Annotated in this window: 25 protein-coding genes and 1 pseudogene; 18 read left to right on the forward strand and 8 right to left on the reverse strand. The window is 59.9% G+C overall.

Annotated features, from left to right (window positions below; all coding sequences use genetic code 11):
* Window positions 1-1,206 (reverse strand): IS21 family transposase (istA, locus tag PQR53_RS31770; protein ID WP_408463171.1); only part of this gene is annotated, 1,206 nt, incomplete at its 3' end.
* A 165-nt stretch (window positions 1,207-1,371) separates the two neighbouring features.
* On the opposite strand from istA, the gene PQR53_RS31775 reads away from it, so the two are divergent.
* From PQR53_RS31775 to PQR53_RS31790, 4 genes are all read left to right on the forward strand, one after another.
* Window positions 1,372-2,904 carry a hypothetical protein gene (locus tag PQR53_RS31775; protein ID WP_408463174.1) on the forward strand — a complete coding sequence of 511 codons (1,533 nt, stop codon included), beginning with the start codon at window positions 1,372-1,374 and terminating at the stop codon, window positions 2,902-2,904.
* Window positions 2,905-3,295: 391 nt separating this feature from the next.
* On the forward strand, window positions 3,296-4,981 hold the full coding sequence (locus PQR53_RS31780; RefSeq protein ID WP_408463176.1) for a hypothetical protein: 1,686 nt from the start codon (window positions 3,296-3,298) through the stop codon (window positions 4,979-4,981).
* Window positions 4,978-5,553 (forward strand): hypothetical protein, encoded by a 576-nt coding sequence (locus tag PQR53_RS31785; protein ID WP_408463179.1) that lies wholly within the window; start codon window positions 4,978-4,980, stop codon window positions 5,551-5,553. Before PQR53_RS31780 ends, PQR53_RS31785 begins: the two co-directional genes overlap by 4 nt.
* Window positions 5,554-5,557: 4 nt before the next feature.
* A complete protein-coding gene (locus tag PQR53_RS31790) occupies window positions 5,558-6,982 on the forward strand; it encodes a tyrosine-type recombinase/integrase (RefSeq protein WP_408463182.1) in 1,425 nt (474 codons plus the stop codon).
* A gap of 122 nt (window positions 6,983-7,104) precedes the next feature.
* On the opposite strand, the pseudogene PQR53_RS31795 reads toward PQR53_RS31790, so the two are convergent.
* Together PQR53_RS31795 and PQR53_RS31800 are read right to left on the reverse strand one after the other, a co-directional pair.
* Window positions 7,105-8,118: pseudogene (locus PQR53_RS31795) on the reverse strand (YifB family Mg chelatase-like AAA ATPase); the annotation flags it as partial.
* Between the two features lie 124 nt (window positions 8,119-8,242).
* Window positions 8,243-8,500: an accessory factor UbiK family protein gene (locus PQR53_RS31800; RefSeq protein ID WP_154564624.1), complete on the reverse strand. Its 258-nt coding sequence runs from the start codon at window positions 8,498-8,500 to the stop codon at window positions 8,243-8,245.
* 408 nt (window positions 8,501-8,908) lie between these two features.
* Here PQR53_RS31800 and PQR53_RS31805 point away from each other — a divergent pair, with 408 nt between their 5' ends.
* The 7 genes from PQR53_RS31805 (at window position 8,909) to ptsP (ending at window position 16,724) form a co-directional block, all read left to right on the forward strand.
* Window positions 8,909-9,247 (forward strand): P-II family nitrogen regulator, encoded by a 339-nt coding sequence (locus tag PQR53_RS31805; RefSeq protein WP_006048089.1) that lies wholly within the window; start codon window positions 8,909-8,911, stop codon window positions 9,245-9,247.
* Between the two features lie 43 nt (window positions 9,248-9,290).
* Window positions 9,291-10,808, forward strand: a complete 1,518-nt coding sequence (locus PQR53_RS31810; protein ID WP_408463185.1) for an ammonium transporter — start codon at window positions 9,291-9,293, stop codon at window positions 10,806-10,808.
* Between the two features lie 240 nt (window positions 10,809-11,048).
* Window positions 11,049-12,338, forward strand: a complete 1,290-nt coding sequence (gene gshA / locus PQR53_RS31815) for a glutamate--cysteine ligase (protein WP_408418342.1) — start codon at window positions 11,049-11,051, stop codon at window positions 12,336-12,338.
* A gap of 101 nt (window positions 12,339-12,439) precedes the next feature.
* Window positions 12,440-13,396 carry a glutathione synthase gene (gshB, locus tag PQR53_RS31820; RefSeq protein ID WP_408463188.1) on the forward strand — a complete coding sequence of 319 codons (957 nt, stop codon included), beginning with the start codon at window positions 12,440-12,442 and terminating at the stop codon, window positions 13,394-13,396.
* 349 nt (window positions 13,397-13,745) lie between these two features.
* On the forward strand, window positions 13,746-14,273 hold the full coding sequence (locus tag PQR53_RS31825) for a PTS sugar transporter subunit IIA (protein WP_323044767.1): 528 nt from the start codon (window positions 13,746-13,748) through the stop codon (window positions 14,271-14,273).
* A 134-nt stretch (window positions 14,274-14,407) separates the two neighbouring features.
* On the forward strand, window positions 14,408-14,677 hold the full coding sequence (locus PQR53_RS31830; protein ID WP_012431596.1) for an HPr family phosphocarrier protein: 270 nt from the start codon (window positions 14,408-14,410) through the stop codon (window positions 14,675-14,677).
* Window positions 14,678-14,975: 298 nt separating this feature from the next.
* Window positions 14,976-16,724, forward strand: coding sequence for a phosphoenolpyruvate--protein phosphotransferase (gene ptsP, locus PQR53_RS31835; protein ID WP_408463192.1), 1,749 nt, complete (start codon window positions 14,976-14,978; stop codon window positions 16,722-16,724).
* Window positions 16,725-16,813: 89 nt separating this feature from the next.
* Here the strand turns inward: ptsP and PQR53_RS31840 are convergent, their stop codons facing one another.
* From PQR53_RS31840 to gpmA, 3 genes are all read right to left on the reverse strand, one after another.
* Entirely contained in the window at window positions 16,814-17,572 is a 759-nt protein-coding gene (locus tag PQR53_RS31840) for a HesA/MoeB/ThiF family protein (protein WP_408463195.1), read from the reverse strand.
* A 206-nt stretch (window positions 17,573-17,778) separates the two neighbouring features.
* Window positions 17,779-19,365, reverse strand: a complete 1,587-nt coding sequence (locus PQR53_RS31845; RefSeq protein WP_408463198.1) for a S41 family peptidase — start codon at window positions 19,363-19,365, stop codon at window positions 17,779-17,781.
* Window positions 19,366-19,671: 306 nt separating this feature from the next.
* Entirely contained in the window at window positions 19,672-20,418 is a 747-nt protein-coding gene (gene gpmA / locus PQR53_RS31850; protein WP_408463201.1) for a 2,3-diphosphoglycerate-dependent phosphoglycerate mutase, read from the reverse strand.
* 137 nt (window positions 20,419-20,555) lie between these two features.
* Between gpmA and PQR53_RS31855 the strand changes: the two genes are divergently transcribed.
* The 5 genes from PQR53_RS31855 (at window position 20,556) to PQR53_RS31875 (ending at window position 23,504) form a co-directional block, all read left to right on the forward strand.
* Window positions 20,556-20,981: a rhodanese-like domain-containing protein gene (locus tag PQR53_RS31855; protein ID WP_179735820.1), complete on the forward strand. Its 426-nt coding sequence runs from the start codon at window positions 20,556-20,558 to the stop codon at window positions 20,979-20,981.
* Window positions 20,978-21,241 carry a glutaredoxin 3 gene (gene grxC, locus PQR53_RS31860; protein ID WP_007179466.1) on the forward strand — a complete coding sequence of 88 codons (264 nt, stop codon included), beginning with the start codon at window positions 20,978-20,980 and terminating at the stop codon, window positions 21,239-21,241. The genes PQR53_RS31855 and grxC overlap by 4 nt, the downstream gene beginning before the upstream one ends.
* A 151-nt stretch (window positions 21,242-21,392) precedes the next feature.
* Window positions 21,393-21,863: a protein-export chaperone SecB gene (secB, locus tag PQR53_RS31865; protein ID WP_054035743.1), complete on the forward strand. Its 471-nt coding sequence runs from the start codon at window positions 21,393-21,395 to the stop codon at window positions 21,861-21,863.
* Window positions 21,864-21,884: 21 nt separating this feature from the next.
* Window positions 21,885-22,883 (forward strand): NAD(P)H-dependent glycerol-3-phosphate dehydrogenase, encoded by a 999-nt coding sequence (locus PQR53_RS31870; RefSeq protein WP_408463204.1) that lies wholly within the window; start codon window positions 21,885-21,887, stop codon window positions 22,881-22,883.
* A 96-nt stretch (window positions 22,884-22,979) separates the two neighbouring features.
* Window positions 22,980-23,504, forward strand: a complete 525-nt coding sequence (locus tag PQR53_RS31875; RefSeq protein WP_408463207.1) for an O-acetyl-ADP-ribose deacetylase — start codon at window positions 22,980-22,982, stop codon at window positions 23,502-23,504.
* On the opposite strand, the gene trmL is transcribed toward PQR53_RS31875, so the two are convergent.
* Both trmL and PQR53_RS31885 read right to left on the reverse strand, forming a co-directional pair.
* Window positions 23,501-23,971: a tRNA (uridine(34)/cytosine(34)/5-carboxymethylaminomethyluridine(34)-2'-O)-methyltransferase TrmL gene (gene trmL / locus PQR53_RS31880; protein ID WP_408463210.1), complete on the reverse strand. Its 471-nt coding sequence runs from the start codon at window positions 23,969-23,971 to the stop codon at window positions 23,501-23,503. The two genes, PQR53_RS31875 and trmL, sit on opposite strands and share 4 nt — an antisense overlap.
* An 18-nt stretch (window positions 23,972-23,989) precedes the next feature.
* Window positions 23,990-24,799, reverse strand: coding sequence for a phosphoribosyltransferase family protein (locus tag PQR53_RS31885; protein WP_408463213.1), 810 nt, complete (start codon window positions 24,797-24,799; stop codon window positions 23,990-23,992).
* Window positions 24,800-24,883: 84 nt separating this feature from the next.
* Here PQR53_RS31885 and PQR53_RS31890 point away from each other — a divergent pair, with 84 nt between their 5' ends.
* Complete coding sequence (locus PQR53_RS31890) at window positions 24,884-25,849, forward strand: methyltransferase domain-containing protein (protein ID WP_408463216.1); 966 nt, start codon at window positions 24,884-24,886, stop codon at window positions 25,847-25,849.
* A 317-nt stretch (window positions 25,850-26,166) separates the two neighbouring features.
* Entirely contained in the window at window positions 26,167-26,640 is a 474-nt protein-coding gene (locus PQR53_RS31895; protein WP_408463219.1) for a DUF2244 domain-containing protein, read from the forward strand.
* Window positions 26,641-26,700: the final 60 nt, after the last annotated feature.

Raw genomic sequence — 26,700 nt, forward strand, 5'->3', positions numbered from 1 at the left:
GGCGAACGGCGCGCCGTTGCGCAACGCTCCAGGCTTGCGCTGCAGGACTGCGAGGTAATGACGCCAGTCGTAGATGGTTTCTCCGCGATCATGGCTGCGGTTGATACGCCGGACATGCTCCGCGATGACCTGGCCTTCGGCGACGAAGACGAGCTGGGACGCATAGACATGCAGGCTGATGGGCCGGTTGGCAAATGCCGCCGGCACGCTATAACGGTTGCGGTCGAAACTCACCAGACACGTGGGCGAAACAAGCTTGGTGTGCTCGACAAAGCCGTCGAATGCCTGGCCGACCGGCATCAGATGGGGCCGCTCGATCGACCACGCGTCCCAGATCGTCGTGTCCTGCTCAGGATGCTGCGTCTGCTGCCAGAGCAGGACGCACTGGTCGGCCAGCCAGTCGTTCAATGCAGCGAGCGAACCGAACGCGGGCACTCGTTGCCACAGCCGGTGACGGCTGTCCTGAACGTTCTTCTCGATCTGCCCTTTCTCCCAGCCCGAGGCCGGATTGCAGAATTCAGCGTCAAACAGGTAGTGACTGACCATGGCGCTGAAGCGCGCGTTGACGTCCCGAAGCTTGCCACGACGTACCTTGTCGACAGCGGTCTTCATGTTGTCATAGATACCCCGGCGCGGAATACCACCCCACGCGACGAACGCGTGGTGATGGGCGTCGAACAGCATCTCGTGAGTTTGCAGAAGATAGGCACGCAGGAAGAACGCCCGGCTGTGGCTAAGCTTGAATTGCGCAACCTGCAGTTTGGTGCGCTCGCCGTTGATCACGGCCCAGTCCTCGCTCCAGTCGAACTGGAATGCTTCACCGAGTGCAAAGCTCAGCGGCACAAAGGTGCCACGTGCTGCGCTCCTTGCCTGCTCCTGCTGCTCCTGTCGCCAGCGGCGCGCAAAGGCGGCGACCCGGTCGTAGGATCCGGTGAACCCCAGCACGGTGAGGTCAGCGTGAATCTGCTTGAGGGTTCTGCGCTGTTTGCGCGGCCGGTTTGCTTCCGTCTTTAACCAGCCGGCGAGCTTCGCCGCAAATCCGTCGAGCTTGCTCGGGCTCTGCCGTTCCGGATAGGTGGGCACTACGGTGCCGGCGCGTATATAGCGCCTGACGGTGTTTCTTGAAACGCCAAGCCGTTTGGCGATCTCGCGTAGCGAGACATGATCGCGATAATGCCAGCGTCGGATGATGCTCAATATTGCCATGTCGATCACTCCGTTCTCCCGCTAGCTGCTCAGCGGGCCAGTGTGTTCTACGTGGGTCAATATTCGATGCAAATCACCGGGTCAGGTGGGTCAGAATTCAGTGCAAATCAACACATAAAGCACGCTATCTGGGCGAGCGTATCCAAGGTGTGGGCGACTTTCTCCATGCTAATCAAGAATTACTTAGTCCCGGCCGGGCTTGTGGCCGAAATACCGCTGCCGACATTACCAAGCGGCAGAGAAGGTGCCGACGCAAGAACCCACCTTGGAAAGACGAAGGATGGAACGGTCGTCAAGAAGAAACTACTCCGAGCGTTCCCTCTTCACATTCCGAATGGTGCCGTTCTCGACCAGATTCTCACCGACCTAGAAAGTGAAATGAGTATTGTCGACACGTGGGCTCGGGCTGAAGTCAAGAAAACAAACGCTTTGGTACGTCGATGCAGTGACCTAGCAAGTACGGGGAGCCCTCGGACGCTGATTTCCCCAGCTTCTACCGAGAAAAAAGCCGTGTTCACACCGATTCGGGATTCGATGAATTTGGCTGACCACGCAGCAACCTTGCATATTCACGGATTTAGAACACGCAGAAAACCCTATTTTGAATCCTTTTTTCCGAAGCCGAGACCAGAGAACCTTGGGAGAGAGCTCGGGTTACCGGTTGCCGGGACCCTCATCCCGTATGCGGCGTTGCTCGTTTTGCGCAATCCCACGATTACGCTGAGTTTCCTTGAAAACTTCCAAATTTACGACAGCCGGGGACGTCGGAGGGGATTTGTTCGCACAAACAGTGGCTGGGTGCTCGATGGGCGAAAGAATCGTCGTGGTCCGCGAGACGCACAGCAGGTTATTGACATTACCGAGGAAGACCGGCTCGTGGTTGAGAACATCATCGCTTTAACGCAACCTTTGCGCGACGCGCTCAAGCGGGATGGAAATCCGAAATGGCGGAGGCTATTCCTTGGGTGTGGACGTGGCTTTGACGATGTCGCCGTCGCAAATCTGAGTGCGCATACATCTGAGCCAGACCGCGTCCGCGCTCTGCAGAGGGATTTCATGACATCCGCCGGCCTGATTGAATCGGAGGCTATGGATTTTGCTAAGGCGTTCAGCTTGGTGCGTCTCCGCGCTCAGACAACCGTAGTCTCGTTTATTAAAGACCCAGATGTTTATCGAATGGCAATGGCGCTCGGGCATAAGCGATATGACCCGAAGCTGTTGTCGAGTTACTTGCCCGACGCGTTGCGAACGTACTTCGATGAGCGCTGGATTCGAATTTTCCAGATAGGCCTCCTTTTGATTTCAATCAAGGACCGCGAGCTGGCGCTCAGAGCAACAGGTCTCAAATCTGAAGAAGAGATGGACGAGCTATTGAGACACTACCCTATTGCGCTTCCGGCCGATGCAGCTCCGCAGGAAGCAGATGAAGAGGGGCAACCGGATAATGGCGACGACCTATCTGAAGTGCTTTTACAGGCAGACAAGGACACGTTCATTGCCTTGCATTCGCTGAAGCACGCTGTCGATGAGTCGAGCGGCAAGGTCGGAGCGAATTCGCTTTACTACTCGAGGCTCGCGCATCGCTTGGGTGCGTACATCGAAAAGGGCAGCAATGTGCGTGACCATGTACGCACCAGTTGGGAAGACGCAAAGAGAGAGGCAAGCACGAAGCTCTTTGCGGGAGCAATTCATGGGTAACGTTATTCCGGACTCCGTGCTTACCCTCTTAGATTCCTTCGTGGACGACAAGGGTCTCGTACCGCAGCCTTGGTGGCTAGAGTCAGACCCGGCAGACCCTGTTTGGATTTGCAATTTTGGCACACGAGCGTTCAAGGTGAACTGGGACGTTAAGGTTGCTCGTCATAGTTTGCTAGACCCCGTGAACCGTACCTTGTACACCGAGCTCACGACGTGGGCTTTGCTCCAGACGAGCTATGTGCTGAGGGGCCGCGAGCTCGCGCCCAGTTCGGCGTACAACGCAGTAACGCACGCTTTAAGGCTGTGTGATTACATCTTGCTCAATGCAGCCGAGTTGGAGGTAGAAGGGATGGGACTCAGAGCCCTAACCAGAGGCGATATGAGGCGGTGGATGACCGACCTCGCCCGCTCCAGCTCCGACGTGTTTTCGATATACGCATGGGATAAACGATTGGAAACGTATCTGCGAGAGAATGCCGGAAAGGTGACGTCTCAAATGGCGTACCGGGCGTATCTTGAAGCGGGCTCTATCTTCTCAATCGAAACGCCGGAGGAAGAATGGAGACTTGCACTCAGCGAGGAGGAACTGATTTGCGCTCGAATATGGCTCTGGTCGGAGGGCCTCTATCGATACTCCGACAGATTAAGCGAGTTTACTTACAGCATAAACACGAGAAAAATTTCGGAGATTTTGTATCGGAATACTCTCTTCGGCGAATCTAAAAAGCCGCAGTATGACGAGCTCTGTTTTGGTGCGGCGATTCGTTATAGACGAGAATATCCTGGTGTCAATGTGCGGGTCAGCGACGGCTATGAATCCACTGAGCAACATTTGCAGCTGCACATGACTTTCTTAAGGTCCCTCAAGGAGCTAAATGGATTCTCAATTGGACCGCGAGCTGACGTTGTCAAATCTTTAAAATATCCAACCAAGGACCTTCGAAAAGCCGGAAGGTATCGAACGCCAAAGGCATCACAGGTCGTTGCGATGCTGGATGAAAGCGCAAAATTTATCGACTGGCATGGTGAACATTTAACAAACAGCTTCATCAATGTAGCTGTCACTGCCAAGAACTTGGGCATCGGAGTGTACGAGCTCGCCAGTGATGCGGCGTTCCCCGACGTCCTTGATAGCCGCACGCGCAAGCTTGGTGTGAGGCACTGGTCTCTCCTTCAGGCCGTCACAAAAAAAGAGGCCAATCGAGGATGGCGTCCCAGAGAATACGTGCAACCGAGTGACTTCTTTGCCCGTCTGCGAGACAACGAAGGATTAACTGAACTTTTGCAGGTTTTGTATGGCGCAGGCATATGCCATTTAGGCAGTATGTCGGCCCGCCGTCAAGAAGAGCTTTTCGAACTGAAATTGGAGAGTTGCATCGACGGCATCGGGCAGTATCTGATTTTCGAAAATGGAAAGTCTGGAGGGCTGGGCGAGCGTGAAATTAATATGCGTCCGATTCCCCCGTCTTGCGTTAACTTCGTAGGGCTGGTCGATACGTTGCAGAGTGACTTGGTTTCGTTTGGCGTTATAACGCATAAAACGTTTCTGCTTTCTATCCCGACTGCAGATGGGAGGCTACGTAGTTCAAAGCGTACATATGAGCAGGCGATAGATATCTTTCTCGACTATACGTCTTCGCCGTTGTATGACGGTGTGAGACGATTTTATCTGAGAAACCACCAGCTACGTCGCGTGTTCGCAATATGGTTTTTCTACGGCACAGATTACGGTCGTCTGGACACACTTCGTTGGTTTTTGGGGCATGTCAGTCTTAAGCATCTCTACCACTACATCACCGATGCTATGGATGGAGAGATGTTGCTTTGGGTAAAAGCGAATTTCCTTGGTCACAAATTAACGGAGGAACGGGAAGCCGACGATTCATATGAGCGTCTGGGCGATATTGTGGCAGAGCGCTTTGCGCATCGGAATTTTGCTCTCATGGACTGTGATGCATTAGAGGATTATTTGAAACACCTGTTGAAGGAAGGACGAGTGGTCGTCGAGCCGGAATTTTTCCGCACGCAGGACGGCGAGCAATATCGTATTCTTGTGAGTGTCAGGGACCGGAAATGAAAGGTATTGATGCGAAGAAGGGCAATGAGCGGTCTTTCGATGCGCTTGTGAAGCTGCTCCGCGCGATTATCGCCACACCCGAAGCATACGTGAATGATTCGACTCTCGAGCAGGCCCTCGGAACACAAAAGGGAATGGCGGCTTATGAAGACACGGGACGCGAAATTAGTCACAGCTCATTAAATACGATTCGTCGCCTTTGCGCGCGCAAGTACGGCGACCTTACGTTTGAGGAATTTGACCTGCTGAGAGCCCGAGCGCGTAACGCTTTGTTGAGCCATAAAGCCGCACTGCTGGTTGCGAGGGAAACGACTGACGCTCGAGTTGCAGAAAAACTGGATTCCCGTGATGCGATGCGGCTACGTATCGCGACTCTAAAAAGGCAAAAACAGGCAGCAGTGGAGAGCGCAATACACGCTTCGGGGGCGTTCATGGAAGCGCTGCGAATCTGTAGAGATTTGGCGAACAGTATTACTGACTCCGAGAGGCTTAAGATATGGCGCAAGGAGGAGAAGGAGCTATTGATGAGGTTTTCGCTCCGCCGCAATTACGACGGAAAAGAGAACGAATGAAAGTATGACTGATAGTGCCAATAGGGCCATTCCGGGCAGGCCGTATATTTTAGCAAGTCGGGAATTTTCACTGTACAGCGCACTCACCCGAGAGGGGATTGAAACGCGTTCGGTTCCTAATATGCCAATCGTGCTATGGCCCGATGGGCGGGTATGTTTCGAAGCAAGCGAATTTATTCGCTCTCTGGTCGAGGAGGGCGTGTCGCTTACCGGTAATGGCGGAACGGCCAGCACCAAGGCGTCAAATCTTACCGTGCTGGTGCGATTTTGCTTTTATAAGAACATTGACTTTATGGCTTTGACGAACAGTCAATTCGTCGAGTACCTAAAAGAACTTCGCGCCGAAAAAACGGGGAAAAACGGAGTTTCGGAGAGCGTCAGAAATGATACAACCGTTATAAGGATAGGTCGCACCGCTCTTGAGTTTCTTGATTTTCTTGCTGAGAATATTTTCCAGATAAAAAATTTCATCTCGAAGAAGGGCAGAATTAAGGGCTACCTAAAAGCCTATGACGTAAGAAACAAAAATGGGAAGCCGACGGGAAAAATAAGTTATCACTGGCACCACCCGCAATTTCCAGAGCAGGTGGGTGGGGAGCGACGATTACCGATTACAGACGAGCAAATCGATTTGCTACACAAAGCGATAAATACCATCCAGGCGTCACCATTCTTGCGCGAGCGTCGGTATATCTTACTGAGGCTTCTCGAAGAAACCGGTGCTCGCAGGTGTGAGCTTGCATTGCTAACGTGTGAATCCGTTTATGCAGCTCAAAAAATGAAAAGTCCAGCGCTCGAAATGTTGACTGCAAAAAAACGTGGCGGATACATGAAAGTTCGATTGGTGCCAGTAGAGCGGCAACTTGTCAACGAACTAGCTAATTATATAAAGAGATTCAGACATGTTGTAATTGGAAGAAAGTGTGGCGAGTCCGATGACGCCGGTTATTTGCTGATTAGCGAAACATCAGGAAAGGCGCTGAGGGCAAATACGATAACGCAGGAAATCACCATTCTTCGCGCAGCAGCAGGCATCTTGGAGATAGTCTGTGCGCATATGTTTCGTCACCGTTTTATAACGAAGAAATTTGTATCGCTTATTCGGCGGCACAAATTCAAATCTGTGGACGATTTCCAGGCGGCGCTCCTGGATATTGAAGGCCTGTATGAAGAAATTAGACAATGGACGGGACACAGCAGCGTAGAAAGCCTTCGTGTGTACATGCATCTGGCATTCCGCGAGTTCCTCGGCATGCCGCCGTCACGTGAGCCTTTTGAGGCTGAGGAACTGAGCGATGCCCTTGCACGAGCTCTGGAAAGACTCGATGCGATGGGCTCCTCGATTTCGGCAAAGGAGCTACGCGAGCAAACTTTGTCGCTCATTCAAACGGCGGTTGAGGGGCTGAAGAAGTTCAGCGGGCGCAAATAAAGTTTGTGTTGTCGATGAACCAATGCTCCAACAATTTTACGGCCGAAGTATCGGTATAAGTCATTGAAATTATTAAATATATTCGAGGTTTGGAGCACGCCGCGAAACAGTAAAAGTATGGGCTCATCCAGAAACAGCACACCCAGATGTGCGAGCGTGATTTCGCCGGGTTGCGGCGGATTGCGGCCGCCGACCAGCGCCGGTGCGCTCGACGAATGATGCGGCGCGCGAAACGGCCGTTGCCGCCATTGCGACGGCGTAAAGCCGGCCCGGCTGGCGGACAGCAAGGCGGCCGAACTGAGTGCTTCGTCGTCGGTCATGGGTGGGAGGAGGCCAGGCAGGCGGGCGGCGAGCATCGATTTGCCCGCGCCAGGTGGCCCGACCAGCAAGACGTGATGTCCGCCGGCCGCGGCGACTTCCAGTGCGCGGCGCGCGCCGCGCTGGCCGATCACATCGGCCATGTCGGGAACAGCGGCGGGTGCGGTCTCGCGGAGGTCGGGGGCCGCGACGGGGTGAAGCCGGGCCTCGGGCGCTCCGGCCAGATGCGCGCACAGTGACGGCAGATCGGCGGCGCCATAGACATCGACGCCCGGCACGAGGGCCGCCTCGGCAGCGCTGGCAGCAGGCAGATAGAGCTGCGGGGTGCACTGGCTATCCGTCGCGGGTATGCCCTGCTCGCCGGGCGCCATAAAAGCGGGAGCGTCACTGGGGACGCCGCTTAGAGCGCCGTGAGACGCGCCGCTGCGGGCCGTCCCGCAAGCCATCGCGAACGCCCCGCGCATTGGCCGCAATGCCCCGGTCAGTGACAGTTCGCCCGCGAATTCCCGATTCAGCAGGGACTCGGCCGGAATCTGCCCGCTCGCCGCCAGAATGCCCAAAGCGATCGGCAGATCGAAGCGGCCGGATTCTTTCGGCAAATCGGCGGGAGCGAGATTGACGGTGATGCGCCGCACGGGGAAATCGAAACTGCAGTTCTGCAGCGCCGCGCGCACGCGCTCGCGGCTTTCGCGCACTTCCAGATCGGGAAGGCCGACGATCGAAAAAGAGGGTAATCCGTTGGCGAGGTGAACCTCGACGGTTACTTCGGGCGCGCGGCCAGAGGCCGGCGCGCGACTGCGCACCACGGCAAGCGACATGTTTTCTCCCGTCGGACGGCGCGCCGTGGGCGCGCGCGAGTCCCCTAAAACGCTGATGACGTCACGGCTCGCTTGCCAGTGATGTGCAGCACTGCGCAGCAGCTAATGCGCTGCGAGCAAAGCTTCAGGGCGTTTGCGTGGTGACCGGCAGCTTCTGTTCGAGCTCGGCGACGCGGCGCTCCAGTTCTTCGAGGCGCGCACGGGTGCGCACCAGCACCTGGGTCTGCGTATCGAATTCCTCACGCGTGACGAGGTCGAGCTTGGAAAAGCCTTGCGACAGCATGGCCTTCACGTTGCGTTCGACGTCTTTGGCCGGCGAGTTCTTGAACAGCTCGCTCATGCGGGCCTGAAAATCGTTAAAGACATCGTTCGGTTGTTTCATGGTGTTCCCCTTGGTGCACAAAAAGTGTGCATGTTTCGTTACGCCTGTGCTTTGTCACGGCTGATGGGCCGTCTTGGTGCATGGCCGGTGGACCGCCGCTGCCGCATGAGCCCGTTTGGTGCGCGCTCAAAACGTTAAAAGCCTTCGAACACTCTAGCAACGATCCATACGCCGCGCCACCGTCCCCCGCCAACGCTGGCCGTCCGGCCAGGGCGGCTTGCGCCCCTTCTGCAGTGTGCAGGAGACGAAGTCTGACACAACATGGCATGCGAGTTGCTGTTACTGCCCCGCGCGCACTGCCGGGTGCTTTTTACGGCAGCGGAACGAGACCACGCGAACGGGCTACAGGTACACAAACAGGGTGAGCAACGCTTACGCAACGGGTTACGCAACTTAGCGAGGGATTTCATGAAACTCATTACCGCAATCATCAAGCCGTTCAAGCTCGATGAGGCGCGCGAAGCCTTGTCGGCCATCGGCGTCTCAGGCATCACGGTGACCGAAGTCAAAGGTTTCGGTCGTCAGAAGGGCCATACGGAGCTGTATCGGGGCGCTGAATACGTCGTCGATTTCCTGCCGAAGGTGAAGATCGAGGCAGCCGTCTCCGACGACATCGTCGACCAGGCGATCGAGGCGCTCGAACGCGCGGCACGCACCGGCAAGATCGGCGACGGCAAGATTTTTGTCACCCCGATCGAGCAAGTGATTCGGATTCGCACCGGGGAGACCGGCGCGGACGCTCTGTAATACCAAAAGATAGCGACACAGATAGCGACAAGAGGAAACGAAGATGCGCAAATTATTGATGTCCATGCTGATGGCCGGTTCGCTGCTCGCGGGCGGTATCGGCGCCGCCCTCGCGGACGACGCTTCCGCCCCCGCGGCCGCCTCGGCCGCTGCTTCCGATACGACGGCGAGCGCGCCGGCGCCGGACGCCTCGGCAGCCCCGGCTGCCGCAGCGGCCTCGGCACCGGCCGCTGACGCGTCCGCCGCACCGGCTGCCAGCGCCGCAGCCGCACCTGATGCATCGGCCGCATCCGCTGCTGCCGCACCGGCAGCTCCGACCGCGCCGTTCTCGGTCGATTCGTCGAAGATCAATTCGGGCGACACGGCCTGGATGCTGACTTCCACCGCGCTCGTGCTGTTCATGACGATCCCGGGTCTGGCACTGTTCTACGGCGGCATGGTCCGCAAGAAGAGCGTGCTCGCGATCCTGATGCAAAGCTTCGCGATCACCTGCCTCGTGTCGATCGTCTGGGTGGTGGTGGGCTACAGCCTCGCCTTCACGCCGGGCAACTCGTTCATTGGTGGGTTCTCGCGCTTCTTCATGGCGGGCATGAACTACATCAAGGGCGACAAGGCCACGACGCTGACCGTCAGCCACCTCGCGCCGACGATCCCGGAAACGGTCTACGTCGTCTATCAGATGACGTTCGCGATCATTACCCCGGCCCTGATCACGGGCGCCTTTGCCGATCGTATGAAGTTCTCGGCGATGCTGGTGTTCATGACGCTGTGGTCGATCATCGTCTACTCGCCGATCGCGCACATGGTCTGGGAACCGACCGGCTGGCTGGCTAGCGCGGGCATCCTCGACTTCGCGGGCGGCACGGTGGTGCACATCAACGCCGGTATTGCGGCGCTGGTCTGCGCGCTGGTGCTCGGCAAGCGTGTCGGCTATGGCAAGGAAGCGATGGCACCGCACAACCTGACGCTCACGCTGATCGGTGGCGCCATGCTGTGGGTAGGCTGGTTCGGCTTCAACGCGGGTTCGGCAGTGGCGGCAGACGGCCGTGCCGGCTTCGCGATGTTCGCAACGCAAGTGGCAACCGCAGCAGCAGCACTCGCATGGATGTTCGCTGAATGGGCAACCAAGGGTAAGCCGTCGGTACTGGGTATCGTGTCCGGCGCCGTGGCAGGTCTGGTGGCGATTACGCCGGCTTCGGGCTTCGTCGGCATGGCGGGCTCGCTGGTGATCGGCATTGCGGCAGGCGTGATCTGCTTCTGGTCGGCAACGTGGCTCAAGCACAAGCTCGGTTACGACGACTCGCTCGACGCGTTCGGCGTGCACTGCATCGGCGGGATCGTGGGTGCTCTGCTGACCGGCGTGTTCGCGGTCAAGGACATCGGCGGCGCGGACGGCAGCGTGATCCTGCAAGCCAAGGGCGTGCTGACCACCCTGATCTACAGCGGCGTGGTGAGCTACATCCTGTTGAAGATCATCGACATGGTGATGGGTCTGCGCGTGACGGAAGAAGAGGAGCGCGAAGGCCTGGACGTGACCCTGCATGGCGAACACGTCGAATAAGGATCGTCCGTAACCGCAAGCTCCCGGGCTTGCGGATCAGAATCAACAAGCGCAGCGACTTTGGCCCGCCTTTTTTAAGGCGGGCTTTTTTCTTGCGGCTTATCTTGTTAACGGTAGATTTCCCCGCCTATCATGGCGATAGCGAGAATGCATTCGCGTCCGCTTGCGAATGGAGAAACCGTCCCCAAATGGACAAAGCATTTGCTCTACAATCTTTTTTCTCCAGTCTGCGAGTGATCAATGGTTCCGCACCTAGTTACGGCGTTAAACGGCCCGCTGCTCGACCTCGAGCGGAAGATCCTCGACGCGACCCCCGCCATCGAACGCTGGTTCCGGCTCGAATGGCAGGAGCACACGCCACCGTTCTACTGTTCAGTCGATCTGCGTAACGCGGGCTTCAAGCTCGCGCCGGTCGACACCAATCTGTTTCCCGGCGCATTCAATAATCTGCCGCAGGAAGTGCTGCCGCTCGCCGTGCAGGCTGCCATGGCATCGATCGAGAAGATCTGCCCGGACGCCAAGAATCTGCTGGTGATCCCCGAGCGCCACACGCGCAACGCGTTTTATCTCGAGAACGTCGCCCGTTTGGCCGCGATCATGCGTCAGGCCGGCTTGAACGTGCGGTTCGGCACGCTCGACGAAAGCATCGTCGGGCCGGTCACGATCGCGCTGTCCGATGGCCAGAAACTCGTGCTTGAACCGCTCGAGCGTTCGCAACGGCGCCTAGGTCTGAAGAATTTCGACCCGTGCTCGATTCTGCTGAACAATGATCTGTCCGGCGGCATTCCGCCCGTGCTGGAAAACCTGCACGAGCAGTATCTGCTGCCGCCGCTGCATGCCGGCTGGGCCGTGCGCCGCAAATCCACGCATTTCTCCTGTTATGACGACGTCGCGAAGAAGTTCGCGAAGATGGTTGAAATCGATCCGTGGATGATCAATCCGTACTTCGCGCATGTCGAAGGGGTCGACTTCCAGGAGCGCACCGGCGAAGAGGCGTTGACGGATGCGATCGACGGCGTGCTCAAGAAGATCGCCAAGAAGTATCGCGAGTACGGCATCTCCGAAAAACCGTATGTCGTCATCAAGTCAGATGCCGGCACCTACGGTATGGGCGTGATGACCGTGCACGACGCGTCGGAAGTGGCCGCGCTCACGAAGCGCGAACGGGCCAAGATGGCCGCCACCAAAGACGGTCTCGAAGTGCACGACGTGATCGTGCAGGAAGGCGTGTACACCTTCGAGCGCATCGGCGAAGAAGTCGCCGAGCCGGTCGTGTACATGATCGACCGTTACGTGGTGGGCGGCTTCTACCGCGTGCACGGCAGCCGCGAGCGCGATCAGAATCTGAACGCGCCCGGCATGCACTTCGTGCCACTCGGTTTCGAGCATACGGCGCTGCCGGACGCGCACGCCAAGCCCGGCGCCGCGCCGCCGAACCGCTTCTATATGTATGGCGTGGTGGCGCGGCTCGGCTTGCTGGCCGCATCGGTCGAACTGGAAAAGACCGATCCGGAAGCGATTCAGGTTTAAGCCTCGCGAGGTGGCCGATGGCGGCATGCGTGCCGCCATCGCCATTTTCAGCGACACTGTTGACGATCAATGCCAAGCCCTAAGGGCGCACCGGAATCCCCATGGACATTCTTTTCATCGCCGATCCGCTTACGCAGTTCAAGATCTACAAAGACTCGACCTACGCCATGATGGCCGAAGCCGCGCGCCGCGGTCATACGCTGTACACCTGCGAGCCGAAGCATCTGGCGTGGACGGGCGGCGACGTCGAGGCGAACGTGCAGCGCTTTGCGATCGTCGGCGACGTGACGGACCTGCATCGCGACACGTGGTACGCCGCTGAAGCGGCCACGCCGAAATCGCTGAAAAACTTCAGCGCGGTCGTGATGCGTAAAGACCCGCCGTTCGACATGGAATATGTGACGTCGACCTGGCTGCTGGAAATGGCCGAGCGCGGCGGCGCGCGCATCTTCAACAAGCCGCAGGCGATTCGCGATCACTCGGAAAAGCTGGCGATCGGCGAGTTCGCGCAATTCGTGACACCCACTTTGGTCACGCGCGACGCCACCCGTTTGCGGGCCTTCCACGAAGAACACGGCGACGTGATCCTGAAGCCGCTCGACGGCATGGGCGGCATGGGCGTGTTCCGCGTGAAGGCCGACGGCATGAATCTCGGCTCGATCATCGAAATGCTGAGCCACGACGGTGCTCGCTCGGTGATGGCGCAAAAATTCATTCCCGAGATCAAGGACGGCGACAAGCGCATTCTCCTGATCGGCGGTGAAGCGGTGCCGTTTTCGCTCGCGCGGATTCCTCAGGGCAATGAAGTGCGCGGCAACCTCGCTGCGGGTGGCTTGGGTGTGGCGCGACCGCTCACCGAGCACGACCGCAAGATCGCCGACACGCTCGCGCCGGTGCTAGCCGCGCGCGGCTTGCTGCTGGTCGGACTGGACGCGATCGGCGACTGGCTCACCGAGGTGAACGTGACGAGCCCGACGTGTTTTCGCGAGATCATGGATCAGACCGGTTTCGACGTTGCCGCGATGTTCATCGACGCCTTGGAGCGTGCAACGACTTGAGGCCAGAGAAGCCCTTGAATGGCCGCCATAGCCCCCAAACTGTGTAGTAAATCCGCATCGAGCGAAACACCGGCTTTGGCGCGAAAATGAGCCTGCTACAATGCCCGCTCTCCCGCGCCAAGCCGAGTCGATAGCGTCTGCCGGACGCTCCAGGCATGGTTTGCGGACTTGGTTTGCGGACTGTAAGCGAGCAGTTTTTCCGCGCGCGCCGTTGCTACATTCGGCGCCGCGGGCCGCTCGTCAGACGATGTGTTCCGGCCCTCACGACCCACGGCCGGTCGGGGGCGCTTGCGAACCGGGCTTCGTTCCGGTTCATGGTTCGGGGCCGTTCTTTTGCAGTAAGGCTGACATGGCAGGCATTCTGATCATTGCGCACGCTCCGTTCGCCACCGCGTTGCGCGATTGCATTTCGCACATCTACGGTGGCTTGCCGGCTCGCATCGGGGTGATCGACGTATCGCCGGATTGCGATCCTGCGCAGCAGGTTGCGTTCGCGCACTCCGAAATCGAGCGGCTCAAGGAAGAAAACGGCGCGCTCGTGCTCACCGACATGTTCGGCGCCACGCCGGCGAATATCGCCGGGCGGCTCGCATCGGTGCCGAACGTACGCGTGCTATGCGGCGTCAATCTGCCGATGCTGGTACGCGCGGTCTGTTATCGCGCTACACCGCTCGATACGCTGGTCGACAAAGCGCTCGCCGGGGCCACCAAGGGCGTGCATGCAATTGGGCCGGCCACACCGGCGCCGGTTGCGCCTTGCGCGGAATCCGGCGACTGTTTGCCGGCTTTGCCGCCCGAGGCCGCAGCGGCGGATTGTTTGCCCGCGTTACCGGCCGAGGCCGACCTGACGCAAAAAGCTGGCTCGACCGGCTTGTAAGCGCATCGCACGGCTTTAAACGGTTGCAATCGGGTTGCCGCCCGCTTGCAACGAGTTTGCAACCGATTTGCAACTGGTTTGCAGTTTCACCTTTTACCTTCACCACAACACTCACCCGCGCTTCGGACCATCACATGCTGCAACAGGAAACGACTATTGTGAACAAGCTGGGGCTGCACGCGCGCGCGTCGGCCAAGTTGACGCAACTCGCGGGCAACTACCAGGCTGAAATCTGGATGAGCCGCAATGGCCGCCGTATCAATGCCAAGAGCATCATGGGTGTGATGATGCTGGCCGCGGGGATAGGCAGCACGGTGCTGATCGAAACAGAAGGTAGCGACGAAAAAGAAGCAATGGACGCACTGTTGAAACTGATTGCCGATAAATTCGGCGAGGGTCAGTGATTCGCGCGCTCTCCTTGCCTGAAGCAAAATGCCGCGCTTGTCCGCGGCATTTTTTTTAGCGCGTGACAATCGGCGCATGAGAAGTGCGAGGGTGCATGGGGCGGCAACGCGTGGAGGGCTAACGTGACCGGACCACGCAGTGGATCATGGCGCATTGTCGCCGATGGTGACGGTATTTCGTGCTGCGCTGCACACAGCCCTAACGTATCTACACGGGGCGCGGAATTTATAATGACGACGAGAGTCTGAGAGCATTGCAGCGGTTTGCCGCGGCATCACACAACTAGAGGAGGTGCGCGTGTCCTTCACGCTGCATGGAATTCCCGTGTCACGCGGTATCGCCATCGGGCGGGCTTATCTGATCGCCCCGGCTGCACTTGACGTAGACCACTATCTGATCGAACCCGCCCAGATCGAGGGCGAGATCGAGCGCTTTCGCGTGGCGCAGCAACATGTGCATCACGAGCTCGACGCGTTGCGCGCCGATCTCGCCGCAGATGCGCCCAGCGAAATGGGCGCGTTCATCAACGTTCATTCAATGATCCTGAACGATGCGATGCTCGTGCAGGAAACCATCGACCTGATCCGTACGCGTCGCTACAACGTCGAGTGGGCGCTGACCGAACAACTCGAGCGCCTGTCGCGCCATTTCGACGATATCGAAGACGAGTACCTGCGCGAGCGCAAAGCCGACATCGAACAGGTGGTGGAGCGGGTACTGAAGGCGCTCGCGGGCGCCTCGGTGGCGCTGGTGGACGGCGTGCACGGGACCTGCGAGGAGATGATCGTGGTCGCGCACGACATCGCGCCGGCCGACATGATGCAGTTCAAGACGCAAACCTTTCAGGGTTTCGTCACCGATCTCGGCGGTCGTACTTCGCACACGGCGATCGTCGCGCGCAGCCTGGGTATTCCGGCCGCGGTGGGCGTGCAACATGCGAGCGCGCTGATCCGCCAGGACGACCTGATCATTGTCGATGGCGATCATGGCATCGTGATCGTCGATCCCGCGCCGATCGTGCTGGAGGAGTATTCGTACCGCCAAAGCGAAAAAGCGCTCGAGCAACGCAAGCTTCAGCGTCTGAAATTTTCGCCCACGCAAACGCTGTGCGGCACACGCATCGAACTGTGCGCGAACATCGAGTTGCCGGAGGACGCGCGCGCGGCGATCGATTCAGGCGCAACCGGGGTGGGCCTGTTCCGCACCGAGTTCCTGTTCATGAATCACAAGCACCAGCTGCCTGAAGAGGAAGAGCAGTTCGCTGCCTATCGTCGCGCGGTCGAGTTGATGAACGGCTTGCCGGTCACGATCCGCACGATCGACGTCGGCGCCGACAAGCCGCTCGATTCGATGGGCGGTGGTGACGGCTACGAAACCGCGGCGAACCCCGCATTGGGGCTGAGGGCGATTCGCTGGAGCCTCTCCGAGCCGCAGATGTTCCTGACGCAACTGCGCGCCATTCTCCGCGCGTCGGCATTTGGCAAAGTGAAGATTCTGATTCCGATGCTCGCGCATGCGCAGGAGATCGATCAGACGCTCGACCTGATTCGTGAAGCCAAGCGTCAACTGGATGATGCCGGCATCGCCTACGATCCGGCCGTGCAGGTCGGCGCGATGATCGAGATTCCGGCCGCCGCGATTGCCTTGCCGCTGTTTCTCAAGCGGCTCGATTTCCTGTCGATCGGCACCAACGATCTGATCCAGTACACGCTGGCAATTGATCGCGCGGATAACGCGGTCGCGCATCTGTACGACCCGCTGCATCCGGCCGTGCTGCATCTCATTGCCTTCACGCTGCGCGAGGCGAAGCGGGCGGGTGTGCCGGTGTCGGTGTGCGGCGAGATGGCAGGCGATCCGGCGTTGACGCGTCTGTTGCTCGGCATGGGGCTTACCGAGTTTTCGATGCATCCGAGCCAGTTGCTGGTAGTGAAACAGGAAGTGCTGCGCTCGCATCTCAAGACGCTCGAGAAGCCTGTGGCCGACGTGCTGGCTTCGTTCGAACCGGAAGAAGTCCAGGCGGCGCTCAAGCGCGTCGTGCTGGCCTGAAGCTGCAAGCCCGGATCGGGTTCCAATGAAAAACGCCGCACCCGTGTGCGGCGTTTTTCATTTCAGCGTCTTAGCGTTTTATTTAGGCTTCAGGCCCGATGCCGTTGTCCGCATACTGGGCAATCCGGCTGGCGCGCAATGCGCATCGTGTTCCATTCCATGCGCAGCGAATCGAGCATGGTCAGGCGGCCCACCAGCGGCGTACCGATTTCGCCGATCACTTTCAGCGCTTCAGCCGCTTGCATCGAACCGATGATGCCGACCGTCGGCGCGAACACGCCCATGGTCGAGCAAGCGACTTCCTCGAACGGTTGATCCTCCGGGAACACGCATGCGTAGCAGGGCGACGCCGCGTCGCGGAAATCGAAGGTGCTGATCTGGCCGTCGAAGCGCAACGCCGCGCCCGACACCAGCGGCACACCATGTCTCACGCACGCCCGGTTGATTGCGTGGCGCGTGGCGAAGTTATCGGTGCAATCGAGCACGACGGTGGCGTGCGGCACCTCGCGATCCAGCCATGCATCGTCGACGCGTTCGGCGATCGCATTCACCACCACCTCAGGATTGATCTGGGTGATCGCGTCGCGCCCGGATTCCACCTTCTTGCGCCCGACCGACGCGCTCACGTGCAGAATCTGCCGCTGCAGATTGGTCAGGTCGACCGTATCGGCGTCGACCAGCGTCAAGCGGCCGACGCCCGCCGCTGCCAGATACATCGCCGCGGGCGAACCTAAACCGCCCGCGCCGACGATGATCGCGTGCGCGTCGAGAAAGCGCTGCTGCGCCTCGATGCCGATTTCGTCGACGAGGATGTGGCGGGAATAGCGGAGGAGTTGATCGTCATTCATGGCGGGGTGCGCGGAGTGTCGCGCAATGAGATGCCGGGCCGGTGCCCTGGCGTGCGCGGTTTCGTTATTTTAATCGCGCGGGGAGCGGGTGTTCGTACCGGTGCTGGGTATACCTGCGGAAGCGCGTTTGGCACCGCATACGGCAGCGTGTACTGCTACGTGTCTTCGCAGCATGTTCAGCTGCGAAGACACGTCGGGTTTGCTGCTTAGTTGCTTTGCGTAGCAGGCGCCGAGGCCGGAGCCGGCCCCGATGCGCCCGGTACCGGTTGAGTGGGCTTCACCGCGACCGGCGCGGAGGCCGACGTGGCCGGCTTGTTCTGCGCCAGACGCCGCTCGCTCAGCGATTTCGATTCCTGAACCGGCTTGCCTTCCAGCTTATTCAGGGCTTGTTGCAGCATGAAATCGTCGTTCGAACCGAACTCGACCGGCTTGCGCTCACGATCCTTCTGACGCTGTTCCGGCGTCTTCTTATCGTTCTGCTCTTCAAGGACGCGCAGCTGTTCCATGCGATCCGTTTCGCGCTGTTCCGCTTCCTTCTTCTCGTTCGGATCCTGCGTGTTCGCAAGGTGGTTCGAGTAGTCGACTTCGCGGGTAACCAGTGCGTCGTCCGGATCGCCTTCCGCGTACTGATCGACCGCGATGTCAGGACGAATGCCCTTGTTCTGGATCGAACGGCCGCTCGGCGTGTAGTAATACGCCGTGGTCAGACGCAGCGCGGTGTCGGCCGTCATGGGACGCACGGTTTGCACCGAGCCTTTGCCGAAGGTGGTCTTGCCGACGATCAGCGCACGGTGCTGATCCTGCAGCGCGCCCGCGACGATCTCCGACGCCGACGCCGAGTAGGCGTTGGTCAGCACGATCATCGGCACGGTCTTGAAGATCGGCGCTTCGTCTTTCAGCGGATCGCTGTCGAACGATTGCAGGCGGTAGTTATCGTACGTGTCGCGATAGACCTGCTTCGAATCCGGAATCTGGCCATTGGTGGACACCACAACCGAATTCGGCGGCAGAAACGCGCCGGCCACGCCGACCGCGCTTTGCAGCAGACCGCCGCCGTTATTGCGCAGGTCGAGCACGAGACCCTTCAGGTTCGGCTGTTGGCGCGCGATGTCTTGCAGCCTCGCGGCCAGATCAGGCGTGGTGCGTTCCTGGAAGCTGGTGATGCGGATATATGCGTAGCCCGGTGCCAGGATCTTCATCTTGACCGATTGAACCTTGATGATCGCGCGCGTTACCGTGAGTGGGAACGTACGGTCGTCGGTCTTGCGGAAGATGGTGAGCGTGACCTTGGTACCCGGGTCGCCGCGCATCTGTTTGACGGCCTGGTCGAGCGTCATGCCGCGCACCGGCTTGTCATTGATGCGGGTAATCAGGTCGCCCGGCCGGATGCCGGCACGCGAGGCGGGCGTGTCGTCAATCGGCGAGATCACCTTGATGAGGCCGTCTTCAGACGAAATTTCGATGCCGAGACCCGCGAAGCGACCCTTGGTCTGCTCCTGCAGTTCTTCGTAATCGGTCTTGTCGAGATACGACGAGTGCGGGTCGAGGCTCGACACCATGCCCTTGATCGCGGCGGTGAGGAGCTTTTTATCGTCGACCGGTTCGACGTACTCATGTTTGATTTGCCCGAAGACTTCGGCAAAGAGCCGGAGTTGGTCCAGCGGCAACGGTGCGACGGCGCTCGAGGCGGCGCTGGCGGGCTGCTGGGCCGAGGCGGAAAGTTGCAGGGTGGCAAATACGCCGGTAGCAAGGCCCGCGGCAATCAGGCCGATATTTTTCAGGTTCTTTCGCATAGAGTCTGTTGCGGTCGGAAGCGCGTGGCAGCGTCGATAGAGATGGGGACGGACAAGTATAACTGCACACCCGCCCGGTCAGGGCGCGGCGCAGGCAATCGTGATTCGACAGCGCGCACCGGGCCTGGTTCGTAGGATCGGCCCGACGCGGGTGAAGTAATGTGCGGTAACAGTCGAATGACGGCCAGAAAGGCACGCAGCGGGGATATGGGACGCGTCAACCAGTATGTCTTGCCGGTCGGCGCGGCCCATTTAGCCGCCATTGCGCTGCATTTCTGACGGCAGCATGGCGGCAAGATGGCAGGATCAGCCCGCCTTGCCTTGCTGGGCAACCGCGGCTTGCGCCTTGGCGATCGCGTCCTGGTCGCCTAGGTAGTAGTGCTTGATCGGCTTCAGGTTTTCGTCCAGTTCATAGACGAGCGGTACGCCGTTCGGAATATTCAGGCCGACGATGTCGTCGTCCGAAATATTGTCGAGGTACTTCACCATGGCGCGGATCGAGTTGCCATGCGCGGCGATCACGATCTTGCGGCCCGACTTGATGGCGGGTGCAATCGACTCGTTCCACAAGGGCAGAACGCGCGCGACCGTGTCTTTCAGGCACTCGGTGAGCGGCAACTGTTCGCGCGGCACCTTGGCGTAGCGCGGATCGTTGTACGGCGCGCGTTCGTCCGACGGCTCGAGCGCCGGCGGCGGCGTATCGTAGCTGCGGCGCCAGACCAGCACCTGTTCGTCGCCAAACTTCGCGGCGGTTTCAGCCTTGTTCAGACCCGACAGCGCGCCGTAGTGGCGTTCGTTCAGGCGCCACGAATGCACCACCGGGATATACATCTGGTCCATTTGGTCCTGCACGTGCCACAAGGTGCGGATCGCGCGCTTGAGCACCGAGGTGTAGGCGATATCGAACGTGTAGCCCGATTCCTTCAGGAGCACGCCCGCTTGTTGCGCTTCACGATTGCCCTGTTCCGTCAGGTCGACGTCGACCCAGCCCGTGAAGCGATTTTCCTTGTTCCACGTCGATTCGCCGTGGCGGATGAGAACGAGTTTGTACATGAGATTGCCGGTCGGTAGTAAGGAAGCGGTAAAGCGTTGCGAGGGTCCTCTAGAGGAGCGCCGCCATCGCGTCAGACGGTTATTTTATAATGGGTGGATTGCCCTTTTCGATTTCTCTCTTTTTCGGCGGATTTTCCGTGAAGTTTTTCACTGATTACACAAACCTTGTACTGATCGCAATCGTCCTCATCTCCGGTGGGTTGCTGCTGTGGCCGACGATCAGCCGGCGCGGCCGCGGTGGCCTGTCGGCTGCTGAAGCCACGCAATTGATCAACCGGCGCAATGCGGCGGTCGTCGATCTGCGTTCGTCCGCCGACTTTGCCAAGGGCCATCTGCCCGCGGCACGGCACCTTGAATTCGCGGAGTTGCAGGCGAAAGTCGCGCAACTCGTGAAGAACAAGAACAACCCGGTGCTTCTGGTATGCCAGACCGGCCAGCAGTCGAACAAGGCAGCGCGTATCGTGCAAGATGCAGGGTATGCCGAAGTCCACGTTCTCGAAGGCGGTGTCGACGCCTGGCAGAAAGCCGGTATGCCGGTTGTGAAACAAGGAGTTGCCAAGTGAACAAAGTGATCATGTACAGCACGCAGGTGTGCCCGTATTGCCAGATGGCCGAACGTCTTTTAAAGTCGCGCGGCGTCGAGCATGTTGAAAAGGTACTGATCGACAAAGACCCGGCCCGTCGTGAAGAAATGATGACACGGACCGGTCGCCGCACGGTGCCACAGGTGTTCATCGGCGAGACGCATGTCGGCGGGTACGATGACCTGTCCGCGCTCGATCGCGCGGGCGGTTTGATGCCTCTGCTCGAAGCAACTGCCTGAACTCGCGCGCCAGACGGCGCGTGAACGAGGCGGACGACATACAAGCCGGCGCGCGCTCGCCCTCCCGGGGCGGGCGGTGTGTCGCAACGATCTGGCGGCCCGTGAAGCCATGGGCTGCCGCCACGCATACCTATCAGGGAATCACTCAATCATGTCCGACGAGAATAACCAGCCGTTCTTCAACATCCAGCGCATCTACCTGAAGGACATGTCGCTCGAGCAGCCGAATTCGCCGGGCATCTTCCTCGAGCAGGAAATGCCCTCGGTCGAAGTCGAAGTCGACGTGAAGGCCGAGCGTCTTGCCGACACCGTGTTCGAAATCCTCGTCACGGGCACCGTGACGGCCAAGGTGTCAGACAAGGTTGCGTTCCTGATCGAAGCCAAGCAAGCCGGCATTTTCGATATCCGCAACATTCCGGCTGAGCAGATCGATCCGCTGGTCGGCATTGCCTGCCCGACGATCCTGTTCCCGTACCTGCGCTCGAACATCGCCGACGCGATCACCCGCGCAGGCTTCCCGCCGATCCACCTTGCCGAGATCAACTTCCAGGCGCTGTACGAGCAACGTCTCGCGCAAATGGGCGGCCAGGAAGGCGCGGCGCAAAACGGCGTCACGCATTAACGCGTCCGTTCGGTGCCGGCTATGAAGGTTGCCGTCCTTGGCGCCGGTGCATGGGGCACAGCCCTCGCCGGCCATCTGGCCGCGCGGCACGACACGGTGCTGTGGGCGCGCGAACCCGCGCTCATCGCCGATCTCTCCGCTTCTCACGAAAACGCCCGCTATCTGGCGGGCGTTGTCTTGCCTGAGGCGCTTCGCTACGAAACCGATCTGAATGCCGCGCTGGAGCACGGGCTCGCCGGCGACGCGTTATGCGTCGTGGCAACGCCCGTCGCCGGTCTGCGGGGTTTGTTCCGGGCAATGCGCGACGCGGGCAAAGTGCCGGCGCACGTGGTGTGGTTGTGCAAGGGTTTCGAAGCCGACTCGCAATTGTTGCCGCATCAGGTGGTCGCGGCGGAATTGCCGGGGCATGGCAGCAACGGCGTGCTGTCGGGCCCAAGCTTCGCGCGCGAAGTGGGGCAGGGCTTGCCGGTCGCGTTGACGATCGCGAGCGCCTCATCAACGTGCCGTGAGCGCACGGTTGCCGCGTTCCATCATGGCGCTATGCGCATCTATACCGGCGACGACATCGTCGGCGTGGAAGTGGGCGGCGCGGTGAAGAACGTGCTCGCGATTGCCACAGGTATCGCCGACGGTCTCGGTCTCGGTCTCAACGCGCGCGCGGCGTTGATCACGCGCGGTCTGACTGAAATGTCGCGCCTTGGCGTGACGCTCGGCGGACGGGCGGAGACGTTTACCGGTTTGACCGGTCTCGGCGACCTGATCCTGACCGCCACCGGCGATCTGTCACGCAATCGTACGGTTGGCGTGCAGCTCGCGGCGGGCCGTACGCTCGACGATATTCTCGGCGGTCTCGGTCACGTGGCCGAAGGCGTGCGCTGTGCGCAAGCCGTACTAGCGATTGCGCGCGTCCATGCGATTGAAATGCCGATCACGCAGGCGGTCTGTGCCGTGCTGTTCGACGGTGTGGCGCCACGCGACGCCGTCAGCGCCTTGCTGCGGCGCGATTCGAAAGCTGAATAAGTCTGGTCTTTCAGCCGTTTAGCGCGAAAAACGCTGAACGGCTGCCCGCTGTCGCTGTCCACATTTTATCGACGCGTCGGATCATCGAGGTTTCCCATGCTCAGTTTCACTAACTGCACGCTAGAAGCGCGCGTGGTCGACATCACGACACTCGCCGTGGATGCGATCGTCAACGCCGCGAATACTTCGTTGCTAGGCGGAGGCGGCGTGGACGGCGCGATTCACCGCGCAGCCGGCAAGGAGTTGCTGCGCGAGTGCGAGACGCTCGGCGGCTGCGCGACGGGCGACGCGAAAATCACCCGTGGCTACCAATTGCCGGCCAAACACGTGATCCATGCGGTCGGCCCGGTCTGGCAGGGCGGTGCGCGCGGCGAGGAGGATCTGCTTGCCTCCTGCTATCAGCGCTCGCTCGAGGTCGCGCATCAAGCGCATTGCACAAGCATTGCGTTTCCCGCGATTAGTTGCGGCGTCTACCATTTTCCTGCCAATGAAGCTGTGCAGATCGCCGTGGGCACGGTGCTCGAAACTTTGCCGCGCACTCCGAAGATCGAGCGCGTAGTGTTTGCCTGTTTCGACGACGCAATGCTCGCGCGCTACGAAGCCGAACTGAACCAGCATTAGGCGCCGCCGTCGAAGCCGGTCTGACGCCAGGCTTCGAACACGACTATGGCCACGGTATTGGAGAGATTCAGGCTGCGGTTGCCCGGCCGCATCGGCAGACGCACGCGTTGTTCGTTGGCGAATTGATCTAGCACGGTGTCAGGCAGGCCGCGTGTTTCCGCGCCGAATACGAACCAGTCGCCGGATTGAAACGCATGCTCGTGAAACCGGCCCGAACCACGGGTGGTGAAGGCGAACATGCGCGCTGGATCGGGCGCTTCGCTGGCGACGAATGCTGCCCAATCGGCATGCACGTTCATCTGCGCATACTCGTGATAGTCGAGACCGGCACGGCGCAGCTTGGCGTCGTCGAGCGGAAAGCCCAGCGGCTCGATCAGATGCAGCCGCGCGCCAGTGTTGGCGCACAGGCGGATGACATTGCCGGTGTTCGGCGGGATTTCCGGTTCGACGAGAACGACATTGAACATGATGGCTTTGGGTGGAGACTAGTTTTTCGGCGTGCGCAGCGCGATAAAGTTAGTGACGCGCCGCGCACCGGCAGCTTTGAGTGTGCGCGCCAGCGCTTCGAGCGTCGCACCGGTCGTCATCACATCGTCGACGATGCCGACGTGCAGACCTTGCACCGGTTTCACGACGCGGAATGCGCGGCCCACGTTCAAGCGGCGCGCGTCCAGGTCGAGCCGCGATTGTGGCGCGGTGTGGATCACACGCTGCAGCAAGGTGGCGTCGCTGCGCACATTCAACGCACGGGCCAACGGCCTGGCAATCTGCCACGCCTGGTTGTAGCCGCGCTCGGTAAGACGCTTATTGGCCAGCGGCACGGGTGCAAGCACGTCGGGTATGTCGCATGCATCCACCCAGGAGTCCTTCGCGAGACGCGCGAGGCGTTGTGCAAACTCGCGCGCCAGCATCAGCCGGGCGCGGAATTTCAGGCCGAGCGCCAGAGCGTCGAGCGGCCGGCGGTAGTCGGCGAGGGCAAAGGTCGCCTCGAATGGCGGCGGCTCGCCGATGCAATCCGCGCAGCGATATTGCACCTGATTCGCCCTGCGGGTTCCGGACAGAGGAACCGCGCACACCGTGCAACGCAACCGGCCTTCATTCCAGTACGCCTCATCACAACCCGTGCAGACCGTCTCATGCGACAAATTGCCACATAGCGCGCACAGGTTCGGCAACGTGGCCTGCAGAACATGCGGCCAGGCTGATTGGAAGCCGCGCGCGAAGCGTGCAAGGCCGAAATGCACAAGTCGTGCCGTCGTACGACCGGGAAACGAGGAATTTTTTCGGAATGGCATGATCGGACCGCCCGCGAAGACCTTTCACGCTGAAGGGAAGGAAGCGAGCGAGTATACTTCGTGCTCCACGCCAGCACGACACCCATGCCCCCAACTTCGTCTCAATCTGGCCGTCCGGCCTATGATTCCCGGCGCCTCAGACAGATTTTCGACCGTCGCGCGGCGACCTTCGACAACGTCGCGTTCCTGCCGCGCGAGATCGCGCAGCGCATGCGCGAGCGCCTCGACTACATTAAGGTCACGCCGGCAAGCGTGCTCGACGCCGGCTGTGGCGCGGGCGAAGACATCCCTGCATTGCGTGAACGCTTTCCCGAGGCGCCGGTGTTCGGCACCGATCTGTCGCATGGAATGCTCAGCCGCGCGCTGCGTCACGATTCCGGCGACACCAGCTGGCGGCGCTTTCTGCCTGCCACGCTCGGGAAGGCGCTCGGCGCCCGCGGTCCGCGTTTCGCTCAGGCCGATTTCTCGGCACTTCCGTTCACGGCCGGCGCCTTCGATTTCATCTGGTCCAATCTCGCCCTGCACTGGCATTCGCGGCCCGATCTCGTGTTTCCTGAATGGCAACGCGTGCTGAAAGTGAACGGTTTGCTGATGTTCAGCACGCTCGGTCCCGATTCCCTGAGGGAATTGCGCGGTGCCTACGCCGAAGTCGAGGCCGCGCATGGCGTTGCTTCGCGCAAGCACGTGATCGACTTTGTCGACATGCATGACCTGGGGGATATGCTGGTCGAGAGCGGTTTCGAGATTCCCGTAATGGACCAGGAAACCCTCACTATTACCTATAAGTCGCCCGAGTCGCTGCTCGCGGACGTCCGCCGCTGGGGCGCTTATCCGTTCGAGCGCGAGGCTACCTCGAATGCGGTCGCGCGCAGACTGCACAAGGCTTTGCTGGCCGCGCTCGAAGCCCGCCGGCGCGCCGACGGCACGATCGCGCTGACCTTCGAAGTGATCTACGGCCACGCGTGGAAAGCCGTGCCGCGCACCACGGCAGAAGGTCATGGGATCGTGCGGCTCGAGGATATCGGGCGAGGCTCGTCGAGGAATCGGTGAGGAATCAATGAAGCGGTAAAGAGGACATCTGTTATGCCTGAAATTACCGCTTCAAAAGGCGCGCGAAAGTGGCGTCAAAACAGCGCGGAGGCTTGTCGCACCTGGCTTGTGGGCCGATCGAGGCTTGCTTGTGGATGCTATGGATCGCGCCTATAATGCGTCAGTTTGTCGCCCGGAGTTCCCACATTTGGGGCGGCAGGCCCGAGGCACAGGGCTGCAACATGAAGTGACGCGGCGGCGCTTGAGGGGCCGTTTCAGCGGTCGCGAATAATGAATGGCCGCAGGCGGCGATTGGTGGCGCTCTGCAGGAGACAGCGATGGAAGCATCAGATCTGCTGGCGGATTCAGAACCGGTTCTCAAAGACTGGACGATGAAACGCAACTGTTCGATTTCACCGCGGCAGTTTGTATGTCTCTACGTGTCGCTTGCGTTGTTCTCGTTGGCAATTGCTTTCATGCTGGTTCTGGTCGGCGCGTGGCTGGTGTTGCCGTTCACGGGTATCGAATTGCTGGCGGTGGGCATCGCGTTTGCCATATATGCGCGTCATGCTGTCGATTACGAGCGCGTCCGGCTGTTCCAGAACCGGCTCGTGATCGAGCAGGTCAGCGCCGAGCAGCTTACGCAGTTCGAATTCAATCCGCGCTGGGTGCGGATCGAACCGGGCGCAACGCCGCGTGACCAGATCAAGCTGGTCTCGCGTGGCCAGACGATCATGATCGGGCAACATCTCGCGCAGTATCGGCGCGCGCAGTTCGCAGGCGAACTGCGTATGTGGCTCACCCGGTGTTAGACGGGTTGAGACGCGCGGCGTTCACGGGGGGCGCGAGACAGCCTGCCAGCGGGGTCGAGG

Origin of the sequence: Paraburkholderia fungorum (assembly GCF_046027605.1) — a bacterium.
Lineage (GTDB): Bacteria > Pseudomonadota > Gammaproteobacteria > Burkholderiales > Burkholderiaceae > Paraburkholderia > Paraburkholderia fungorum_F.

Coding starts and splice junctions, on each gene's coding strand:
- PQR53_RS31775 (WP_408463174.1), top strand. CDS start 1,372: ATGCTAATCAAGAATTACTTAGTCCCGGCCGGGCTTGTGGCCGAAATA.
- PQR53_RS31785 (WP_408463179.1), top strand. CDS start 4,978: ATGAAAGGTATTGATGCGAAGAAGGGCAATGAGCGGTCTTTCGATGCG.
- gshB (WP_408463188.1), top strand. CDS start 12,440: ATGGACATTCTTTTCATCGCCGATCCGCTTACGCAGTTCAAGATCTAC.
- PQR53_RS31870 (WP_408463204.1), top strand. CDS start 21,885: ATGAAGGTTGCCGTCCTTGGCGCCGGTGCATGGGGCACAGCCCTCGCC.
- PQR53_RS31810 (WP_408463185.1), top strand. CDS start 9,291: ATGCGCAAATTATTGATGTCCATGCTGATGGCCGGTTCGCTGCTCGCG.
- PQR53_RS31875 (WP_408463207.1), top strand. CDS start 22,980: ATGCTCAGTTTCACTAACTGCACGCTAGAAGCGCGCGTGGTCGACATC.
- PQR53_RS31805 (WP_006048089.1), top strand. CDS start 8,909: ATGAAACTCATTACCGCAATCATCAAGCCGTTCAAGCTCGATGAGGCG.
- PQR53_RS31825 (WP_323044767.1), top strand. CDS start 13,746: ATGGCAGGCATTCTGATCATTGCGCACGCTCCGTTCGCCACCGCGTTG.
- PQR53_RS31790 (WP_408463182.1), top strand. CDS start 5,558: ATGACTGATAGTGCCAATAGGGCCATTCCGGGCAGGCCGTATATTTTA.
- gshA (WP_408418342.1), top strand. CDS start 11,049: ATGGTTCCGCACCTAGTTACGGCGTTAAACGGCCCGCTGCTCGACCTC.
- secB (WP_054035743.1), top strand. CDS start 21,393: ATGTCCGACGAGAATAACCAGCCGTTCTTCAACATCCAGCGCATCTAC.
- PQR53_RS31840 (WP_408463195.1), bottom strand. CDS start 17,572: ATGAATGACGATCAACTCCTCCGCTATTCCCGCCACATCCTCGTCGAC.
- trmL (WP_408463210.1), bottom strand. CDS start 23,971: ATGTTCAATGTCGTTCTCGTCGAACCGGAAATCCCGCCGAACACCGGC.
- PQR53_RS31885 (WP_408463213.1), bottom strand. CDS start 24,799: ATGCCATTCCGAAAAAATTCCTCGTTTCCCGGTCGTACGACGGCACGA.
- PQR53_RS31830 (WP_012431596.1), top strand. CDS start 14,408: ATGCTGCAACAGGAAACGACTATTGTGAACAAGCTGGGGCTGCACGCG.
- PQR53_RS31895 (WP_408463219.1), top strand. CDS start 26,167: ATGGAAGCATCAGATCTGCTGGCGGATTCAGAACCGGTTCTCAAAGAC.
- gpmA (WP_408463201.1), bottom strand. CDS start 20,418: ATGTACAAACTCGTTCTCATCCGCCACGGCGAATCGACGTGGAACAAG.
- PQR53_RS31800 (WP_154564624.1), bottom strand. CDS start 8,500: ATGAAACAACCGAACGATGTCTTTAACGATTTTCAGGCCCGCATGAGC.
- PQR53_RS31845 (WP_408463198.1), bottom strand. CDS start 19,365: ATGCGAAAGAACCTGAAAAATATCGGCCTGATTGCCGCGGGCCTTGCT.
- PQR53_RS31780 (WP_408463176.1), top strand. CDS start 3,296: ATGACCGACCTCGCCCGCTCCAGCTCCGACGTGTTTTCGATATACGCA.
- PQR53_RS31890 (WP_408463216.1), top strand. CDS start 24,884: ATGCCCCCAACTTCGTCTCAATCTGGCCGTCCGGCCTATGATTCCCGG.